The 17,932-nt window shown below is 38.1% G+C and carries 18 protein-coding genes; 1 reads left to right on the top strand and 17 read right to left on the bottom strand.

Annotated features, from left to right (window positions below; translation table 11 throughout):
• Position 1: 1 nt before the first annotated feature.
• The 7 genes from fabG to ACFQZ1_RS20030 form a co-directional block, all read right to left on the bottom strand.
• Positions 2–745: a 3-oxoacyl-[acyl-carrier-protein] reductase gene (gene fabG / locus ACFQZ1_RS20060; RefSeq protein WP_230573468.1), complete on the bottom strand. Its 744-nt coding sequence runs from the start codon at positions 743–745 to the stop codon at positions 2–4.
• On the bottom strand, positions 745–1,689 hold the full coding sequence (fabD, locus tag ACFQZ1_RS20055) for an ACP S-malonyltransferase (protein WP_377883939.1): 945 nt from the start codon (positions 1,687–1,689) through the stop codon (positions 745–747). Before fabD ends, fabG begins: the two co-directional genes overlap by 1 nt.
• A gap of 15 nt (positions 1,690–1,704) precedes the next feature.
• On the bottom strand, positions 1,705–2,697 hold the full coding sequence (gene plsX / locus ACFQZ1_RS20050; RefSeq protein WP_377883938.1) for a phosphate acyltransferase PlsX: 993 nt from the start codon (positions 2,695–2,697) through the stop codon (positions 1,705–1,707).
• The gene (gene fapR, locus ACFQZ1_RS20045) at positions 2,694–3,284 is read right to left on the bottom strand and encodes a transcription factor FapR (RefSeq protein ID WP_377883937.1); all 591 of its coding nucleotides are present in this window, start codon (positions 3,282–3,284) and stop codon (positions 2,694–2,696) included. The genes plsX and fapR overlap by 4 nt, the downstream gene beginning before the upstream one ends.
• A gap of 87 nt (positions 3,285–3,371) precedes the next feature.
• Complete coding sequence (gene recG, locus ACFQZ1_RS20040) at positions 3,372–5,420, bottom strand: ATP-dependent DNA helicase RecG (protein WP_377883936.1); 2,049 nt, start codon at positions 5,418–5,420, stop codon at positions 3,372–3,374.
• A gap of 602 nt (positions 5,421–6,022) precedes the next feature.
• A complete protein-coding gene (locus ACFQZ1_RS20035) occupies positions 6,023–7,699 on the bottom strand; it encodes a DAK2 domain-containing protein (RefSeq protein WP_377883935.1) in 1,677 nt (558 codons plus the stop codon).
• Positions 7,700–7,721: 22 nt separating this feature from the next.
• Positions 7,722–8,084 carry an Asp23/Gls24 family envelope stress response protein gene (locus ACFQZ1_RS20030; protein ID WP_098309663.1) on the bottom strand — a complete coding sequence of 121 codons (363 nt, stop codon included), beginning with the start codon at positions 8,082–8,084 and terminating at the stop codon, positions 7,722–7,724.
• A 373-nt stretch (positions 8,085–8,457) separates the two neighbouring features.
• Here ACFQZ1_RS20030 and rpmB point away from each other — a divergent pair, with 373 nt between their 5' ends.
• A complete protein-coding gene (gene rpmB, locus ACFQZ1_RS20025; protein ID WP_012094952.1) occupies positions 8,458–8,646 on the top strand; it encodes a 50S ribosomal protein L28 in 189 nt (62 codons plus the stop codon).
• A 73-nt stretch (positions 8,647–8,719) separates the two neighbouring features.
• Here the strand turns inward: rpmB and spoVM are convergent, their stop codons facing one another.
• The 10 genes from spoVM to def form a co-directional block, all read right to left on the bottom strand.
• Positions 8,720–8,800, bottom strand: a complete 81-nt coding sequence (spoVM, locus tag ACFQZ1_RS20020) for a stage V sporulation protein SpoVM (RefSeq protein ID WP_098309662.1) — start codon at positions 8,798–8,800, stop codon at positions 8,720–8,722.
• A 65-nt stretch (positions 8,801–8,865) separates the two neighbouring features.
• Complete coding sequence (locus tag ACFQZ1_RS20015; protein WP_377883934.1) at positions 8,866–9,507, bottom strand: thiamine diphosphokinase; 642 nt, start codon at positions 9,505–9,507, stop codon at positions 8,866–8,868.
• A 142-nt stretch (positions 9,508–9,649) separates the two neighbouring features.
• Positions 9,650–10,294 carry a ribulose-phosphate 3-epimerase gene (gene rpe, locus ACFQZ1_RS20010; protein WP_377883933.1) on the bottom strand — a complete coding sequence of 215 codons (645 nt, stop codon included), beginning with the start codon at positions 10,292–10,294 and terminating at the stop codon, positions 9,650–9,652.
• 2 nt (positions 10,295–10,296) lie between these two features.
• On the bottom strand, positions 10,297–11,178 hold the full coding sequence (gene rsgA, locus ACFQZ1_RS20005; RefSeq protein WP_377883932.1) for a ribosome small subunit-dependent GTPase A: 882 nt from the start codon (positions 11,176–11,178) through the stop codon (positions 10,297–10,299).
• 133 nt (positions 11,179–11,311) lie between these two features.
• Positions 11,312–13,282, bottom strand: coding sequence for a Stk1 family PASTA domain-containing Ser/Thr kinase (gene pknB / locus ACFQZ1_RS20000; protein ID WP_377883931.1), 1,971 nt, complete (start codon positions 13,280–13,282; stop codon positions 11,312–11,314).
• 8 nt (positions 13,283–13,290) lie between these two features.
• Positions 13,291–14,043 carry a Stp1/IreP family PP2C-type Ser/Thr phosphatase gene (locus tag ACFQZ1_RS19995; RefSeq protein WP_377884155.1) on the bottom strand — a complete coding sequence of 251 codons (753 nt, stop codon included), beginning with the start codon at positions 14,041–14,043 and terminating at the stop codon, positions 13,291–13,293.
• Between the two features lie 4 nt (positions 14,044–14,047).
• The gene (gene rlmN / locus ACFQZ1_RS19990; RefSeq protein ID WP_377883930.1) at positions 14,048–15,136 is read right to left on the bottom strand and encodes a dual-specificity RNA methyltransferase RlmN; all 1,089 of its coding nucleotides are present in this window, start codon (positions 15,134–15,136) and stop codon (positions 14,048–14,050) included.
• A 4-nt stretch (positions 15,137–15,140) separates the two neighbouring features.
• Positions 15,141–16,475: a 16S rRNA (cytosine(967)-C(5))-methyltransferase RsmB gene (gene rsmB / locus ACFQZ1_RS19985; RefSeq protein WP_377883929.1), complete on the bottom strand. Its 1,335-nt coding sequence runs from the start codon at positions 16,473–16,475 to the stop codon at positions 15,141–15,143.
• Complete coding sequence (gene fmt, locus ACFQZ1_RS19980) at positions 16,472–17,416, bottom strand: methionyl-tRNA formyltransferase (RefSeq protein ID WP_377883928.1); 945 nt, start codon at positions 17,414–17,416, stop codon at positions 16,472–16,474. The genes rsmB and fmt overlap by 4 nt, the downstream gene beginning before the upstream one ends.
• Before the next feature lie 16 nt (positions 17,417–17,432).
• Positions 17,433–17,909, bottom strand: a complete 477-nt coding sequence (def, locus tag ACFQZ1_RS19975) for a peptide deformylase (RefSeq protein ID WP_090912690.1) — start codon at positions 17,907–17,909, stop codon at positions 17,433–17,435.
• Between the last annotated feature and the right edge of the window lie 23 nt (positions 17,910–17,932).

The following is a 17,932-nucleotide window of genomic DNA, read 5'->3' as shown; positions in this document are numbered from 1 at the left end:
TTTACATCACCATGCCGCCGTCAACATGAAGTGTTTGCCCAGTGATATAACGGCTTGCATCTGATGCTAAAAATGCAACCGCATTTGAAATATCTTCTGCTTCTCCAAATTTTGCAATTGGGATTAATTTTAGCATTTCATTCTTCACATCTTCTGCTAATACATCGGTCATATCTGTTACGATAAATCCAGGAGCAATTGCATTTACTGTAATATTACGACTTGCTAGCTCTTTTGCTGAAGTTTTTGTTAATCCAATTACACCCGCTTTTGCTGCAACGTAGTTTGCTTGTCCTGGGTTTCCAGTAACACCAACAACAGAAGCGATATTAATAATACGACCGTGGCGTTGACGCATCATATAGCGAGATACAGCTTTTGTACATAAAAAGACACCTTTTAAGTTTGTATTAATAACAGCATCCCATTCTTCTTCTTTCATGCGCATGAGTAAATTGTCTTTTGTAATACCAGCATTATTCACAAGAATATCAATTTGACCAAATGTATCAACAGTTTGCTTTACCATATCAGTCACTTCTTCAGCGCTTGAAACATTTGCTTTTACTGCAATTGCTTCTGAACCTAATTTTTTAATCTCATCTACAACTTCATTTGCTTTTAATTCGTTTCCTGCGTAGTTTACAACTACTTTCGCACCTTGTTTTGCTAAATCTAATGCAATTGCACGGCCGATTCCGCGAGATGCTCCCGTTACTAATGCGACTTTATCTTTTAATAACATTAGCCTTCTCCTCTCAGTTTTGAAATGGTATCCTTCATCGTCTCTTCATCATATATTGCATATGCTTTCGCAGATGGAGCGATTGATTTCATAAGACCAGCTAAAACTTTCCCAGGCCCAATTTCAATAAATGTATCCACACCAAGCTCTACCATCCGTTCAATGGATGGGTACCATAATACAGGGGAATAGAGTTGTTCAATTAATTTTTCTTGAATATTCTCTTTACGAGTAATGCAATCTGCTGTTACATTTGCAACAACTGGAATTTTCGCATCTTCAATCTTAATTTCATCTAGCACACTTTGAAATTTTCCCGCTGCAGGTTTCATAAGAGATGAATGAAATGGACCGCTAACACGCAATGGTATTGCACGTTTCGCACCATTTTCTTTCGCTCTTTCTGAAGCCAATTCCACACCTTGCTTTGTACCAGAAATGACAATTTGCTTTGTACTGTTCATATTCGCAACTTGAACAGCATATCCTTCCTGCGTCACCTCTTCAGTTACCTGCTTTAACATATCCGGATCCGCTCCCAGAATAGCTGCCATTGCACCTTCACCATTTGGCACAGCTTCTTCCATGCACTCACCGCGTTTTCTTACAGCGTATACACCATCTTCAAATGACATAGCACCCGCTGCTACTAGTGCACTATACTCACCTAAACTATGTCCTGCAACATAGTCAGGTTTAATCTCATACTGCTCTAATGCCTTTAAAATTGCAATACTTGTCGTTAACAATGCTGGTTGTGCATTTGTTGTTAACGTCAACGTTTCTTGAGGTCCCTCAAAAATAAGTGATGAAAGAGAATCTTTTAAAATTTCATCAGCCTGATGAAATACTTTCGCAACCTCTTCATGACTTTCTGCTAATTGTTTTCCCATTCCAACTGCCTGTGAACCTTGTCCTGGAAAAAGAAATGCTAGTTTTCCCATTTCAAACCCTCCTCATTATTGAAGCGGCTCCTCCTCTATTACACTCGTAATAGTAGGAATAACTTCCTTCGCTACCATTTCTCTAGTTTGACGAATCGCACTGAAAATCGATTGATCATTGGAAGAACCATGCGCTTTGATGACAGGAGCTTTCAATCCAAATAAAGCAGCTCCTCCATACTCTGAATAATCCATTTTATCTTTTAACACCATAAGCTTTGGTTTTAATACCGCCGCCGCTAGTTTACTTGTAAACGAACTCATTAATTGCTCTTTTAGCATCGAGAATAATGCAAGTGCAGTTCCCTCTAACGTTTTAAGGGCAACATTTCCGGTAAATCCATCACAAACAACCACATCAGCTACACCTTGTAATAAGTCTCGTGATTCTACATTTCCAACAAAGTTAATCGGTGCATCTTTTAGCATCGCAAAAACTTGCTTAGAAAGCTCGTTTCCTTTTCCATCCTCAGTTCCAACATTTAAAAGACCTACGCGAGGATTAGCAATTCCTCTCACTTTCTCTGCATATACAGATCCCATTACAGCATATTGGTATAAATGAATTGCTTTTGCATCGACGTTTGCTCCAACATCTAACATAACAAAGCCTTTACCGTCTACTGTTGGCATAGTAGGCGAAAGAGCTGGGCGCTCAATCCCTTCTATACGTCCAATTACAAATAATCCAGCTGCCATAAGAGCCCCCGTATTCCCTGCGGAAATACAAGCATCAGCTGCACCTTCTTTTACTTGCTGCGCAGCAAGTACCATCGAAGCTTGTTTTTTGCGACGTACTGCTCGTACTGGCTCATCCGTTCCTTCAATTACTTCATCTGTATGCAGTACAGTAATACGTTCTTCACTTGTTAAATACTTGCGAATTTCGCCTTCTTTTCCTACTAGTGTAATATGTAAATCTGAATATTGTTTAATTGCTTTCATTGCTCCAAGTACGACAGACTTCGGTGCATGATCGCCGCCCATTGCATCTATTGCTATTCTCATAAGTTGTTACCTTCCTCACTATAATTGCTAGATCGATACATTTCAAAAGTGCCTGCAAAAACAAGTTCTTCTCCAACAAAACTCTGCACTTTGACAACCGTCCGTCCTTTATCATTCTCTACATCTTCAACACGTGCTTTCGCAACAACACGCTCTCCTAATTTTACAGGACGAATATATCGAATGGTAGACTTGGCAGTTAAAGCTAGTTCTTCATCAATAAGCGCAACAGCTAATGAGTTCGCTTGTGCGAATAAATGATGCCCTCGGGCAATTTGATTACGTTTAAAGACATGTTCTTCTTTCACTTCAAAAATCGAAATCGCATGTCTATCTAATTCTATATCAATAATTTCTCCGACCACTTCATCAAGCGGCAAGGATTTTACATCTTCTTCATGTTGTTTCGTTGCTACATGTTTAATTCGTTCTCGCAATTCCGGAATCGAAAGCTCCATACGGTCGAGACGAATCGTTTGAATACTCACTTGAAATTGTTCAGCTAATTCTTCATCCGTAATAAACGGATTGTTTTCTATTGTTTGTTGTAACAACTCTTGTCTTTCTTTTTTCCTTCTTCTCTTCATTCCGCACCATCCATTTTTATGACTAGGTACTAACAGTAGTATATAAGCATTAAATACAGAATGCAACATTTTTTTGTTTCTTCCGCTTTAATCCAGCTTTTCTCCTTGAAAAACACCTGATTTCTCTAAATATTTCCGTAACATTTCATACTGCTCACTTTGCCAAAATGCAGTTGAATCGACAAGTAAAGCGGCATCTTGCCTAGCTGTTTCTAATGCCCGATAATCATGTACCATATCAGCTATTTTAAATTCAGGTAAACCACTTTGCTTACTTCCGAAAAAGTCACCAGGACCACGCAGCTCTAAATCTTTTTCTGATAACACAAAGCCATCATTTGTCTCTGTCATAATGCGCATACGTTCTTTTCCCGTTTCTGATTTCGGATCAGCAATCAAAATACAATATGATTGTTCACTTCCACGCCCAACACGACCACGAAGCTGGTGAAGTTGCGATAACCCAAATCGTTCCGCATCATAAATAACCATTGTTGTTGCATTTGGTACGTTCACTCCAACTTCTACAACTGTTGTCGAAATGAGAATTTGCACTTTGTTTTCACTAAATTGCTGCATAACTTCATCTTTCTCCTGAGAAGAAAGGCGTCCATGCATTAATCCCACTTGGAATTTTCCTTGATAATGATGAGTCAGCATACTATGCAAATCAATTGCATTTTGCACATCCAGTTTCTCTGATTCTTCAATTAATGGACAAATAACATATGCTTGTCGTCCTTTTTTCACTTCTTTCTCAACAAATCCAAGAACACGCTCAAACATATCGTGTTTCGCCCAGTACGTTTCAATTACTTTACGGCCAGCCGGCATCTCATCAATAATCGATACATCCATTTCACCAAAGGCAGTAATCGCCAATGTGCGAGGAATTGGTGTCGCTGTCATAAATAAAACATCTGGACTCTCACCTTTTTCTCTCAAAACCCGGCGCTGCGCTACACCAAAACGATGTTGTTCATCCGTAATAACAAGTCCAAGCCTGTGAAATATGACTTCATCTTGAATTAAAGCATGTGTTCCAACAAGAATATCAATCTCTCCTTGTTCTAACTTAGCTAATACCTCACGGCGACGCGCTCCCTTTACAGAACTTGTTAATAGTTCAATATTCATATTAAAATGAGAAAATATAGATACGAGTGATTGATAATGTTGCTCAGCCAAAATTTCTGTCGGTACCATTAATGCTCCTTGATATCCAGCTAATTTCACAGCATATAAAGCAATAGCAGCAACTACCGTTTTCCCCGAACCTACATCCCCCTGTAGTAAGCGATTCATTCGATAGGGTGACTGCAAATCTTTCATAATTTCCGAAACAACACGATGCTGCGCATTTGTTAAAGGAAAAGGAAGCGCACCTATAAACTCTTCTAGCAGCTTAAAAGAGACGTCTTTTTTTATTCCTTTTGAACTTTCCCGTTCCATTTTACGTAGTGCCTGCATCTTCAATTGAAACAAGAAAAACTCTTCATATACAAAGCGCCGGCGCGCCTGTTTCATATCTTCTTGTCCACTAGGAAAATGCAAGGCATATAACGCTTCATAACGAGATAATAATTTATACCGAGACAACAACCCATCTGGCAATACTTCTTTCACAAAAGAATCGTACTCTTTAAATGCTTGCGCAATAAAACGCCGCATCTGTTTTACTGTCAATTTCCCTTTAACCGAATATACCGGCTCTACTTCTTGTTGGCGGACAACAGGTCCAAAGTGGAGTTCAGATACCGAAATTGTTTGGCGATGTTGATCCCACTTTCCAGTTATCGTTATTGTTTCATCAATATTCAATTTCTGCTTATAGTACGGTCTATTAAAGCATACGGCTGTAATTAAATAACGCCCAACGAGAACACGTACAGTGAGACGAGATTTCTTCTTTCCATAATACTGTAACAACGGCGCACTATGTACTTTACCTTCCACCGTTACACGTTCTTCGTGCTTAACTTCAGCTAAATCTTTCATCGCATAGTCTTCGTATCTATATGGAAAATGCTCTAGTAAATCAGAAACCGTAAAAATCCCCATCTCATTTAATAATACAGCTGTTTCTTCTCCAATTCCTTTCACATCCGTAATCGGAACTTGCACAACTTCATTCAAGATCTTCACGCTCCGTTAAATCTTATTCCTAACTCTTCATATACAATACGTATCTTCTTTCCTTGTACGCGTTATATCATCATGATGACTACATATCTCCATTCGCATTTTAAATACGCGATCTCTACCTCTCCTATTCTACCATAGCATTAGTAAAGCGTAACAGTCGTTTCCCCCTTATCTGGCCGCATATACCAATCCAAATTCCAGCTAACTGTTTCTATTTTTCTACTACTTTCTTCATATATAACACTTATTTTAAAGAGAATTTCCTATCAGCGGGAGCTTAACGCCTACGAATAACGGAATAAAGTGAAACTTCCATCAGTAGAGGGCTTCATTCCCCACTGATGGAAAGCCCGCCCAATCAGGCTCATGCCAGCCCCCTACCTATCTTCTTCGATTTTCTCTGAATTCCAAGGCAAGGGGCTCGCAAATAGCGGAATAAACAAAAAAGAGAACCTCACTGCATTAGCTAGTAAGGCCCTCTCATCATTTATATTGTCTCACCCTATATAGAGTAATCCCATTTCCGAATGGAGATACGCTACGCGGACAGCTCAACCAACGGAGCTAATCACTAATAAGAATGAAGTTTCACTTTATTCGACAGAAAAAATGAAAGAATATATAGGTTGATTTCCGTTATGAACCTCTACCTCTACCTCTTCAAATTTTTCTTCTACAAATGCTACCAACGCAGCTACTTCTTCTTCCGATGCATCCTCACCTTGTAAAACCGTTAAGATTTCTGCATCTTCATCAAGCATATTTTCTAGCAGCTTTTTCGCAGCTTCTAGTTTCCCTGCATCTGTGGATACAATTTTCCCATCGGCAATGCACATGAAATCATCCTTATGAATTGTTACACCATCAATCTCTGTATCACGAACCGCATACGTAATTTGGCCTGTCTTCACATGAGCAAGCGCTTCGTTCATATTCGCTTCGTTTTCTTCAAGCGTTCCCGCTGAATTGAATGCAAGCATCGCTGCCATACCTTGCGGAACTGTTTTCGAGCGAACAACGATTACTTCTTGGTTCACTACAGAAGCAGCTTGTTCAGCAGCCATTACAATATTACCGTTGTTTGGTAAAATAATAACTTTTTCTGCATTTGCTTCTTCAATCGCTTTTACAATATCCTCTGTACTTGGGTTCATCGTTTGACCGCCTTCAATAACTACCGTTGCACCGATACTTTCAAACAATTCTTTAATACCAGAACCCATCGCTACTGTTACAATTCCATAAGGCTGTTTTTCTACAGGTTGTTTCACTTCTTCATGCATTACTGCAGGCTCATCCAACAAAGCAGTATGTTGTTCACGCATATTTTCTACTTTAATATTAATTAGGCTACCATAACGTTGTCCATAGTTCATTGCATCTCCAGGATGCTCTGCATGAATGTGAACTTTCACGATTTCATCATCAGATACAACCAACAATGAATCACCATACACGCTAATATCTTCACGGAATTTTTGCTCAGAGAAGTTATTTTCTTTCATCTTCTCTTCGTCTAGCTTGACCATAAATTCTGTACAGTAGCCATATGTGATATCTTCTGTACTCAATTGGCTTTGTACACTACGGTGATGCTCTGCACGTACCATTTCATTCATAGATGGTTGCGCCGGTTCATCAGAAGTAATTGTTTCACCTTTTAAATCAGCCAAAAAGCCTTCATACACAACAACAAGGCCTTTACCACCGCTATCTACAACACCAACTTGCTTTAATACAGGTAATAAATCCGGCGTACGATTTAAAGATGCGTTCGCCTCTTTCACAACTTCCTCCATAAACAAAACAAAGTCGCGTTGTTTTTTCGCAACTGTGACTGCATGTTTACTCGTTTCTCTTGCAACAGTTAAAATCGTTCCTTCAATTGGTTTCATAACTGCCTTATATGCAGTTTCTACACCAGCTTCTAAAGCATCAGCAAAGTCAACTGTTGTTAACGTTTCTTTTTGCTCAATAGATTTTGAGAAACCACGGAAAAGCTGAGATAAAATTACACCAGAATTCCCACGTGCTCCCATTAATAATCCTTTTGCTAAGCTCATTGCGACTTTCCCAGCATGCTCAGAAGGATTTTTCCTTACTTCTCGCGCTCCTGAAGTCATCGATAAATTCATGTTTGTACCGGTATCGCCATCTGGAACTGGAAAAACGTTTAAAGCATCAACTAGCTTGACGTTATTTGTTAAATTATTTGCCCCTTGTAGAATCATTTGGGCTAAACGCTTCCCATCAATTTTTTGAATTGACACAGATTTTCCTCCTTAATGCACATTACAAGTTTGTTACTTTAACTCCTTGTACGTAGATGTTTACAGAATCTACTGCCAGTCCTACTGTTTGATCTAATGTATACTTCACTTTCGTTTGAACATTGTGTGCTACCTCTGAAATCTTTGTACCATAGCTCACGATAATATACATATCAATATGTACTTCATCATTCTCTTTGCGAACAATAACGCCTCTTGTAAAGTTTTCTTTTCGTAAGATTTCTGTTAATCCATCTTTTAATTGATTTTTTGACGCCATACCAACGATGCCGTAGCAATCTACAGCAGCGCCTCCAGCAATTGTTGCAATTACTTCTGTACTAATATCAATTTGACCGTACTTTGTTTTGATTTCAATTGACATCTCGTTTCCCCCTTTAGAAATGGTGAAAGTGAGCTAGACTACTTTAATTACTATCATATAATCTTTTCAAAAAAAATTCCAACGTTCTTTATTTTCGCTCTCGTACTTATAGAATAATATAGCACTTCTTTTTATGATGAGCAAAATAGTCCATTGTTATTATACAACACATCCCCCCATGATATGTCAAGTGTTTTTTCTTGATTTCCGTTTTTCTTACATATGGTGTCAAGTAATTTTTCTTGATTTCTTTTTTATACACTGTTGCATTCTCTTTTTAGTTGTGTTAAATTATAGTAGTGTTTTTAGCATCGCATAAAAGACTAACATTGAAAATTACGTAAGTTACGGTAGTTAAGGGAGGGAAATATAGATGGCTCGTGTTTGTGCTATTACTGGAAGAAAAGCTCGTTCTGGTAACTCTCGTTCTCACGCAATGAACGCTACAAAACGTAAATGGGGCGCTAACCTTCAAAAAGTTCGCGTACGCATTAACGGTAAAGTTCAACGTGTTTACGTTTCTGCTAGAGCATTAAAATCTGGCAAAATCGAACGTGTTTAATAATAAAAAAGAGAGCCTGTTGGCTCTTTTTTTATTATCCTCATGAAAAAAGCACCGGTAACAGGTGCTTTTTTTATTCCTTTTTAAAGGTATTCAACACCGCGCGAACAATTCCACCAAGAAATTTCGGCAACTTAATTGTATAAAATCTCATGGTTTCCCTCCTAATCCCCATTACTCCACTTGTTTACTATATGACGTAGCAACAAAAGTAGTTCTTCAATCAGTGCTTCTTATCACCATTAATATGCCAGAAGTAAATGAAAAAGTACCTTTTTCCGCAACGAGTTCATTACTGATACAAAGTGTAGATCCCCATTCTATCTTTTTATCTGTAAGAGGATATTTAAAACCGCGAAGTGTAATCCCTGTTACTATTTCTGTAACAGGAACAAAAGATATATAAGGAAATGATGAATTTTTTTCTATTGTATATGCGCCCGATTCTTTAACAAAAATTTCATTTTTATAATCTACAATGCTCATGTTGATATTTGCTCGCAAACCCTTTAGTAACATTTGAATGTTTGCTAAACTATGATCCAATCTTCCACCTGTTGCACCAAAGATCCGAATTTGCTCTGGTTCTTGCTCTACAGCCCAATTAATTGCAATCTCTAAATCCGTTTGATCCTTTTCTTTCGGCACAATATGCAAGTCTTGTTTTTGTTCTTGCATCCACACTAACTCTTCTTCTGTAACAGAATCATAATCCCCAAAAGCTACTTGCGGTATTATTCCATACTGCAATAAACGATATACTCCTCGATCAACAGCTGCCCATACAACCTGTTCACTCTCATATTTTGAAAAATCTGCACAACACTCTACTGGCCCCCCAGCTAAAATATGAATAATCATGTTCTCTCTCCTTCTATAGAAAAAGGTAATCTACCAATAGCTAGATTACCTTTTTCTTTAACCAATTTACCTATCTACAGATTCACTTTTATCCCGCTATTTGCAGGTAGTAAGACCCCCACTGATGGAAGGAAGCTTCACTTTATCCGCGAATAGCTGCAATTGCCGCTCCGCGATCTTTTTGATTGTATACCGCAGATCCTGCAACAAGAACATTTGCTCCTGCTTCTACACATAATTTCGCTGTTTCTACATTAACGCCGCCATCAACTTCAATCTCTACTTGTAAATTGCGTTCACGAACCATGTCAGCAACTTGTTTAATTTTCGATAATACAGAATGAATAAACTTTTGACCACCAAAGCCCGGGTTGACCGTCATAAGTAGCACCATATCTATATCTTCTAATACATGCTCAATCATTGAAACTGGTGTATGTGGATTTAAAACAACACCCGCTTTAATACCCTGCGACTTGATTAATTGAATCGTACGATGTAAGTGCGGACATGCTTCTACATGTACTGTAATAATATCCGCTCCTGCTTTTGCAAAAGCAGGAATGTACTGATCCGGATTTTCAATCATAAGATGAACATCCAATGGTAAAGAAGTAATTGGACGAATTGCTTCTACAATCAACGGACCAATTGTAATGTTTGGAACAAAATGTCCGTCCATTACATCGACATGTATATAATCCGCTCCGCCTTTTTCAACATCTTTAATTTCTTCTCCCAATCTTGAAAAGTCTGCTGATAAAATCGATGGTGCAATCTTAATCATCATTAATACCTCGGCTTTCTATCTCTAATTTCTTCAACGAATTGCATATAGTGCTCATAACGATAGCGTGTAATGCCACCTTCTTCTACAGCATCTTTCACCGCACACTTCGGCTCAGAAAGATGTGTACAACCTCTAAATTTACAGTATTGACTCTGTTCTTTCAATTCTGGAAAACAATATGTGAGATCCTCTACTTCTATATCAATAAAATCCAGCGAACTAAACCCAGGTGTATCCGCAACAAGGCCGCTTCCTACTTCAATTAATTCTACATGTCTTGTCGTATGCTTACCTCGTCCTAAATGAGCTGAAATTCCACTCGTTTTTAACTCTAAATCTGGACGTAGCACATTTAAAAGAGAAGATTTCCCTACACCAGATTGACCAGCCACAACAGAAACACAACCTTGTAAAAACGGCTTTAATACTTCTATGCTCTCTGAAGTTGTCGTTGAAGTAAATACCACATCGTAACCAATCGCAATGTAATCCCGTGCATACGCCTCAATTGTTTCACGTGTTTTCGCATCTATTAAATCCATCTTACTAATACAAATAATTGGTTTAATATTATGAAACTCAATTAAAACTAAAAAACGGTCTAATAACAATGGATTAAACTCCGGTTCTACTGCAGAAAATACAAGCAGCGCTTGATCAACGTTCGCAATCGGCGGGCGCACAAGCTCATTTTTTCGCTCTAATATTTCTAGAACATATCCTTCGCTCGGATTTTCAGCTTGGAATACGACTTGATCGCCAACAAGCGGTGTAATTTTATGTTTACGGAATACACCACGTCCTCGGCACTGCGTTATCCCTTCTTCATGCTGCACATAGTAAAATCCACTTAAAGCTTTTATAATTTTCCCTTCTGGCATACATTCTCTCCTTCATTTATCTTGTTCTAAAGAACATAAAAAGCCAATTTCTTTTCATAGATATTCATAATAGACTTTAGAACGAGATTCGTTCAACTCACCATTTATAAGCATTCCTAACGTGAGTTTCACTTTACTCTGTTGGATACAGAACTTCTTTTTCGATTAACGTCGTTCCGTCACGAACAATTTTATAACGCCCTTTTTTTCCTTCTTGAATAACAAACTCAAGAGAAATTGTCGTAGACTCCGTTATCGTTCTCGTTTCAAACGGCTTATCCATAGTATTCTGCATATCTTCTTTATATATTTCAATTGTTTGTGGTTTTTTCTCTCCAGTCGCCGGTGCTTGATACTCGACTGGAATATTGTCGACTTTTACAGTTTTCGTCGGCTTTTCTTTCGGCCCTTCAGAGACAACAATTGTTACTTTTGTGCCCTCTTTTAAGTTCGTATCTGGCTTTGGTGATTGTGAAATAACAAGCCCTTTATCAACTGTATTTGAATAATCTCTCTTTATTTCTGGCACAAGCTTTTTATCGTTTAAATAGCTATTCACACTATTTTCTGTCCAACCAGAAAAATCAACAAGTCGAATTTGTTTTGGCCCCTTACTAATCCATACTTTTATTTCTTGCTCTTCTTCTACAATAGATTGTCCTGCTTCAGGAATTTGCTCTACAATTTCATCTTTCGGTCTTTCACTTTCAATATAATAAGGAACAACACTCTTATATTGAGTTAGATTATCTTTAATCTGGTTATATTCTTTGCCAATTAAATTAGGCATTTTTTTCTTTTGTTTTCCACCTGATTGAAAAATCGTAATTTTTGTATTCTCTCTCACAACCCGTCCTGCCGCTGGACTTGTTTTAATGACCTTACCTTCTTCCACTTTATCTGTATATACAACTTGTGGTGCCGTTAATTCGAATCCTTTATCCACAAGTGTATTGACAGCTTTTTCATATGTCATATCAGACACATCCGGCACCTTAACTTCCTTTGGAATAAAGAAACCTGGAATAACTGTCACTGCCAATATTCCACACACAACTAAAAATACGAAAATGGTAAGTAAAATCTTGAGCCATCGATTGCTTTTCTTTTTTTGTTGTTCTTCTTGTTTTAGTTCATTCTTCTGCTTTTCTTCTTTAGAATTTCCAGATAAAACAATAGTTTCTTCACTATTCGTATTTATCAATTGCTCCTGCTGAATAATAGGAATTGCTTTTGTTGCTTCCATGTCCTCAGGTATATGGAAAGGTTGTTCATTTATTCGCTCTGGATATAATGCTGTTTCAATATCACGTTTCATTGCATTTGCAGATTGATAACGATGAAATGGGTCTTTCGCTGTTGCTTTTAAAATAATATTTTCTACACTTTGCGGAATATCAGGATTCCACCTTTTCGGAGACGGTGTTTCATTTTGCAAATGTTTAAGAGCAATAGAAACGGCAGATTCTCCAGAAAATGGCGGTCTTCCTGTTAATAATTCAAACATCACAATTCCAAGTGAATAAATATCTGATTGCTTATTGGCAACACCACCTCTTGCCTGTTCAGGAGATAAATAATGAACAGAACCAAGAACAGAATTTGTATGTGTGATCGTCGTTGCACTTGTCGCCGTTGCAATACCAAAGTCCGTGACCTTCACAACGCCATCACTTCGAATTAAAATATTATGAGGCTTAATATCACGATGAACAATTTCAAAATGATGCGCATGGGCCATCGCAGCAGTTAATTGTTCCATAATATCAAGCGCTTCTCCTACAGGAAGAAGACCTCGCTGTTGTATATATTGTTTTAACGTTTGACCAGGCACATATTCCATAACAAGATAATAAATTCCGTCTTCTTCTCCGACATCATACATATTAACAATATTTGGATGCGACAACGTTGTGACCGATTGAGCTTCTCGATGGAAACGCTTAATAAACTCCTCGTTATTTGAATAATCAAGCCGTAACATCTTTACAGCTACATCACGATCAAGTATGTCATCATGCGCCAAATATACATTGGCCATTCCCCCGCCACCAATCATTTTAAGTAGCTTGTAACGGTCATTTAGGCGTCTTCCAATCATCACGTTGTAATTCACCTACTTTCGTTCGCCGAATCCGCATAATCAATAATGACAAGAGTAATGTTATCTTCGCCGCCAAGGTCATTTGCAAGCTGCACAAGCTGTTCACTTTTTGTTTGTAGAAGATCATCAGATTGTAAAATCTCTTTCATTTGACTCATTGCAACTTTATTAGATAACCCATCAGAACAGAGCAACAACTGATCTCCCTCTTCTAATACTAAAGTTTTCACATCTAATATAACGGTTTCTTCCGTACCAAGTGCTCTTAATAATACATTTTTTCTTGGATGATATTCAGCATCTTCTTTTGAAATTTCTCCATGTCGAACGAGTTCATTTACAAGGGAATGATCTTCAGTTACAAGTGACATATAATCGTCCGATAACATATAGCAGCGACTATCTCCAATATGACCAATTGTAACAAAAGTAGCTGTGCATATAGCAATAACGATTGTCGTTCCCATTCCGCTACATTCTGGATGTTCTCCAGAATACTTGTATAATCGTTCATTAATAATTTGAGCATGATTATGTAACCATTGTTCCGCTTTTTTAGGCGTATCCATATTATACGTTTGCTTCCAATAATCATGGAACAATTGGATTGCCATCGAGCTGGCAACATCGCCTGCTCGATGACCTCCCATTCCATCTGCTACAACCGCTAAAACATCTCCATCTAGATTTTGAAACACTCCTGCACTATCTTCATTATGTTGGCGAACTTTTCCTTTATCTGATAGAAACACGGTTTTCATCATCTCACCTCGTCTCTTCTTTGCGCTCCTTTGCACGCAATTGACCGCAGGCTGCATCAATATCATGACCTTGTTCACGACGAATCGTTACGTTAACACCACGATCTTTTAATGTTTTTTCAAACAAGAAGATTTGTTCGCGCGGTGTTCTCACATAATCACGTTCTGGTACATAGTTAACTGGAATTAAGTTAACATGACATTTCACACCTTTTAACAGCTGAGCTAATTCCACAGCATGTTCGACTTGGTCATTTTCTCCTCCAAATAAACCATATTCAAACGTAACACGACGCCCGGTTTTCTCGATGTAATATTTGATAGCTTCCATTAAATCTGGTAGCTTGTATGCCCGGTTAATTGGCATTAATTTTGAACGCAGTTCTGTATTTGGAGCATGTAAGGAAACCGCAAAGTTAATTTGTATATTTTCTTCAGCAAACTTATAAATTTTCGGGATAATTCCACTTGTTGATACCGTCATATGACGCGCTCCAATGTGAAGTCCTTTTTCATGATTCACGATACGTAAAAACGCCATTAAGCTATCATAATTATCAAACGGTTCTCCGATTCCCATAACAACAAGAGAGCTTACACGCTCATCTGTAGTATCTAGCTCACGTTGTACTTCGACAACCTGTGCAACAATCTCACCGGCTTCTAAATTGCGTTTTAAGCCGCCAAGTGTTGATGCGCAAAACGTACAGCCAATTCGGCAACCAACTTGTGTTGTTACACAAATTGAATTTCCGTATTCATGGCGCATTAATACTGTTTCAATAGAATAGCCATCATGCAGTTGGAATAAGAATTTAATTGTTCCATCTGAAGATGTTTGCTTTACCAATGTTTTCAAAGTTGTAATATCAAAGGAATTCGACAATTTTTCACGCAATCCTTTAGAAAGGTTTGACATATCCTCAAAAGTTGTTACACGTTTTTTATACAGCCAATCAAAAATTTGACCAGCGCGGAATTTAGGTTCCCCTTGTTCTTTTAACCATTGTTCCATATCATGAAGCTGCAAGGAATAAATAGACGGTTTTTTTGTATCTAATTCTTTTTCTTGTTTTTTTGCAATTGTTTCCATGATGCTACACCTTCTTTCTTAAACAAGCGATATAAAATCCATCCGTCGCAAAGTAGTGCGGTAAAATTTGCACTCCACCTTCTACTACATACGGATGCACTGCATTTGGCAATCGTTCTTTCATTGTTGTATCCCATTCAAATTCAGGATGTGATTGTAAAAACAGCTCTACTACTTGTTCATTTTCTATTTTTTCAATTGTACACGTACTATAAACAAGGCGTCCTCCCTTTTTCAATAAAGGAGCTACCTTTTCTAAAATAGATAGCTGAATATTCGCAAGTCTTTCACTATCTTCTTTTTGCTTTCCAATTTTAATATCTGGTTTACGGCGAATTACACCAAATCCAGAGCACGGAGCATCTACTAATACTTTATCAAAACTCTCTTGTTCAAAATGCTCTTGCACTTTACGTGCATCAAGCGTTTTCGCTTCTACATTTTCTAATTGAAGACGCTTTGCTTGCTGCTGAATTAAACGCACTTTATGTGGATGTAAATCAAGAGAGAGGACTTTCCCTGTTCCTTGCAAACGTTCAGCAATATGAGTTGTTTTCCCACCAGGAGCAGCGCAACTATCAAGGATAATGTCTCCCGTTTCCGGATTAAGTGCACGAGCTACAAGCATAGAACTTTCATCTTGAATAGATAGCACTCCTTCTTGAAATGCTTTTGTATGAGCTACATTTCCTTTTTCGATTTGAATTGCATCTTCTGACAAATCACCATGTTTTGCTTGAATTCCTTCTGTTTCTAGCATTTGAAGCGCCTCTTCTACAGACGCTTTTGCCACATTAACTCGAGCAGTTGGAACTGGCGGAAGTAAGTTTACTTCACACATTTTTTGTGCCGTTTCAATTCCGTATGCTTCTACCCATTCTTTTACAAGCCATTCTGGATGGCTTGTCGCAATTGCAAGGCGCTTTTCAGGACTTTTAATCTCATCTAACGATGGAACGCCTTCACGCTGAATAGAACGAAGTACTCCGTTCACAAGCCCTGCAATTCCTTTATGTCCACGGCGCTTTGCAATTTCAACCGCTTCATGAATTACAGCTCGCTCTGGAACACGATCTAAATATAACATTTGATATAAAGATAAGCGAAGTAGCACTTTTACCCACAGTTCAATCTTTTTTCGCAAAAACGGCTGTAAATAGTAATCAAGTGTGTCACGTCTTTGAATTGTCCCATATACAATTTCTGTTAACAATCCAACATCTTTTTTATCAATATTGCTTTTTTCAATAAGATTGTTCAAAAGCAAATTACTGTATGCGCCGCTTTTTTCAACTTGTAATAAACCGTCAAGAGCTAATTCACGAACGTTTTGTTTCATGCGTCTACTCCTAACTTCGTACCAATTTCAGGCTTTGTTCCACGCAAAAATTGCGAACAGCTCATGCGCTTTTTACCAGATGGTTGCAACTCAGTAATTTTAATTGCCGTTTTATTTCCTGTTGCCACAACAAAACCATCTTCTTCAACTGCTATAATTGTTCCCGCTTCGGCTTGCTCCTTTACAGAAACCTTTTCTCCCCACCATACCTTTACAACTTGTCCTGCTAAAGTCGTATAAGCAACTGGCCATGGATTTAAACCACGAATATGATTGTAAATCTCTTCACCTGTTTTCATCCAATCAATCTTTTCTTGCTCACGTTTAATATTGTAAGCAAATGTTGCTTCATCCTCATTTTGTTTAATTGGTTCCAATTTCCCTTGTATTAACATTGGAACAGTTTTGGATAATAAATGCGCCCCAGCCTCACTTAATTTATCAAATAATGAACCAGTTGTTTCACGTTCTTCAATCTCTACTTCTACTTGCGTTAAAATATCACCGGCATCTAATTTTTCAACCATATACATAATGGTAATGCCTGTTTTTTCTTTTCCTTGCATGATGGAATAATGAATAGGTGCACCGCCGCGAAGTTCTGGGAGTAATGAAGCATGAACATTAATACATCCGTACTTCGGCGCTTCTAAAATTTCGTTTGGTACAATTTGTCCAAACGCAGCTGTCACAATTAAATCAGGCTCTAGCGCTAACACCTTTTCATATTCATCTTTTTCACGAATTTTTAACGGTTGTAACACTGGAATACCATGTTTTTCTGCTTCCACTTTAACAGGTGTTGGTGTCATAACCTTTTTTCTACCTACTGGACGATCCGGCTGTGTCACAACACCAATCACATCATATCCATCTTCAATAAGACGACGAAGCACCGGCACTGAAAAGTCCGGTGTTCCCATAAATACAACTTTCACCATTCAAAAAACTCTCCTTTTACATCTCTTCTAATTCGTTTTCCTCATAATATCTCGTTACCTTAGATGTAAATAATACACCATGTAAATGATCGATTTCATGTTGAATTGCGCGAGCTAAAAACCCGTCTGCTTCTAGTAAAAATACTTTTCCACGGCGATTTTGAGCACGTACTTTAATATATTCAGCGCGTGTTACATCACCAAAAAGCCCCGGAAAACTTAAGCAGCCTTCGGGACCTACTTGTTCACCACGTTGTTCTAAAATAACTGGGTTAATTAACTCAATTTTCCCGTTATCATCATCAATGTCTACAACAGCAACTTGCAGACTTACGCCAACTTGCGGTGCTGCTAAACCAACACCATCTGCAATCAGCATTGTTTCGTGCATATCTTTTAAAAGCTTCACTAACTTTTTATCAAAGTTTATAACACGTTCACACGGCGTTTCTAATACTTCATTTGGATGTTTTACAATTTCTAACGTTGCCATACTTCTCTCCTTCTCAGCATACA

The organism is Bacillus sp. CGMCC 1.60114 (assembly GCF_042676365.1).
Taxonomy (GTDB): domain Bacteria; phylum Bacillota; class Bacilli; order Bacillales; family Bacillaceae_G; genus Bacillus_A; species Bacillus_A rhizoplanae_A.
This window is presented reverse-complemented; position numbering and strand designations above follow the sequence as displayed.

Excerpts from the sequence above, each read along its gene's own strand:
- fabG (WP_230573468.1), bottom strand. The coding sequence starts at position 745 with ATGTTATTAAAAGATAAAGTCGCATTAGTAACGGGAGCATCTCGCGGA.
- fabD (WP_377883939.1), bottom strand. The coding sequence starts at position 1,689 with ATGGGAAAACTAGCATTTCTTTTTCCAGGACAAGGTTCACAGGCAGTT.
- plsX (WP_377883938.1), bottom strand. The coding sequence starts at position 2,697 with ATGAGAATAGCAATAGATGCAATGGGCGGCGATCATGCACCGAAGTCT.
- fapR (WP_377883937.1), bottom strand. The coding sequence starts at position 3,284 with ATGAAGAGAAGAAGGAAAAAAGAAAGACAAGAGTTGTTACAACAAACA.
- ACFQZ1_RS20030 (WP_098309663.1), bottom strand. The coding sequence starts at position 8,084 with ATGTCAATTGAAATCAAAACAAAGTACGGTCAAATTGATATTAGTACA.
- rpmB (WP_012094952.1), top strand. The coding sequence starts at position 8,458 with ATGGCTCGTGTTTGTGCTATTACTGGAAGAAAAGCTCGTTCTGGTAAC.
- spoVM (WP_098309662.1), bottom strand. The coding sequence starts at position 8,800 with ATGAGATTTTATACAATTAAGTTGCCGAAATTTCTTGGTGGAATTGTT.
- ACFQZ1_RS20015 (WP_377883934.1), bottom strand. The coding sequence starts at position 9,507 with ATGATTATTCATATTTTAGCTGGGGGGCCAGTAGAGTGTTGTGCAGAT.
- rpe (WP_377883933.1), bottom strand. The coding sequence starts at position 10,294 with ATGATTAAGATTGCACCATCGATTTTATCAGCAGACTTTTCAAGATTG.
- rsgA (WP_377883932.1), bottom strand. The coding sequence starts at position 11,178 with ATGCCAGAAGGGAAAATTATAAAAGCTTTAAGTGGATTTTACTATGTG.
- ACFQZ1_RS19995 (WP_377884155.1), bottom strand. The coding sequence starts at position 14,043 with ATGAAAACCGTGTTTCTATCAGATAAAGGAAAAGTTCGCCAACATAAT.
- rlmN (WP_377883930.1), bottom strand. The coding sequence starts at position 15,136 with ATGGAAACAATTGCAAAAAAACAAGAAAAAGAATTAGATACAAAAAAA.
- rsmB (WP_377883929.1), bottom strand. The coding sequence starts at position 16,475 with ATGAAACAAAACGTTCGTGAATTAGCTCTTGACGGTTTATTACAAGTT.
- fmt (WP_377883928.1), bottom strand. The coding sequence starts at position 17,416 with ATGGTGAAAGTTGTATTTATGGGAACACCGGACTTTTCAGTGCCGGTG.
- def (WP_090912690.1), bottom strand. The coding sequence starts at position 17,909 with ATGGCAACGTTAGAAATTGTAAAACATCCAAATGAAGTATTAGAAACG.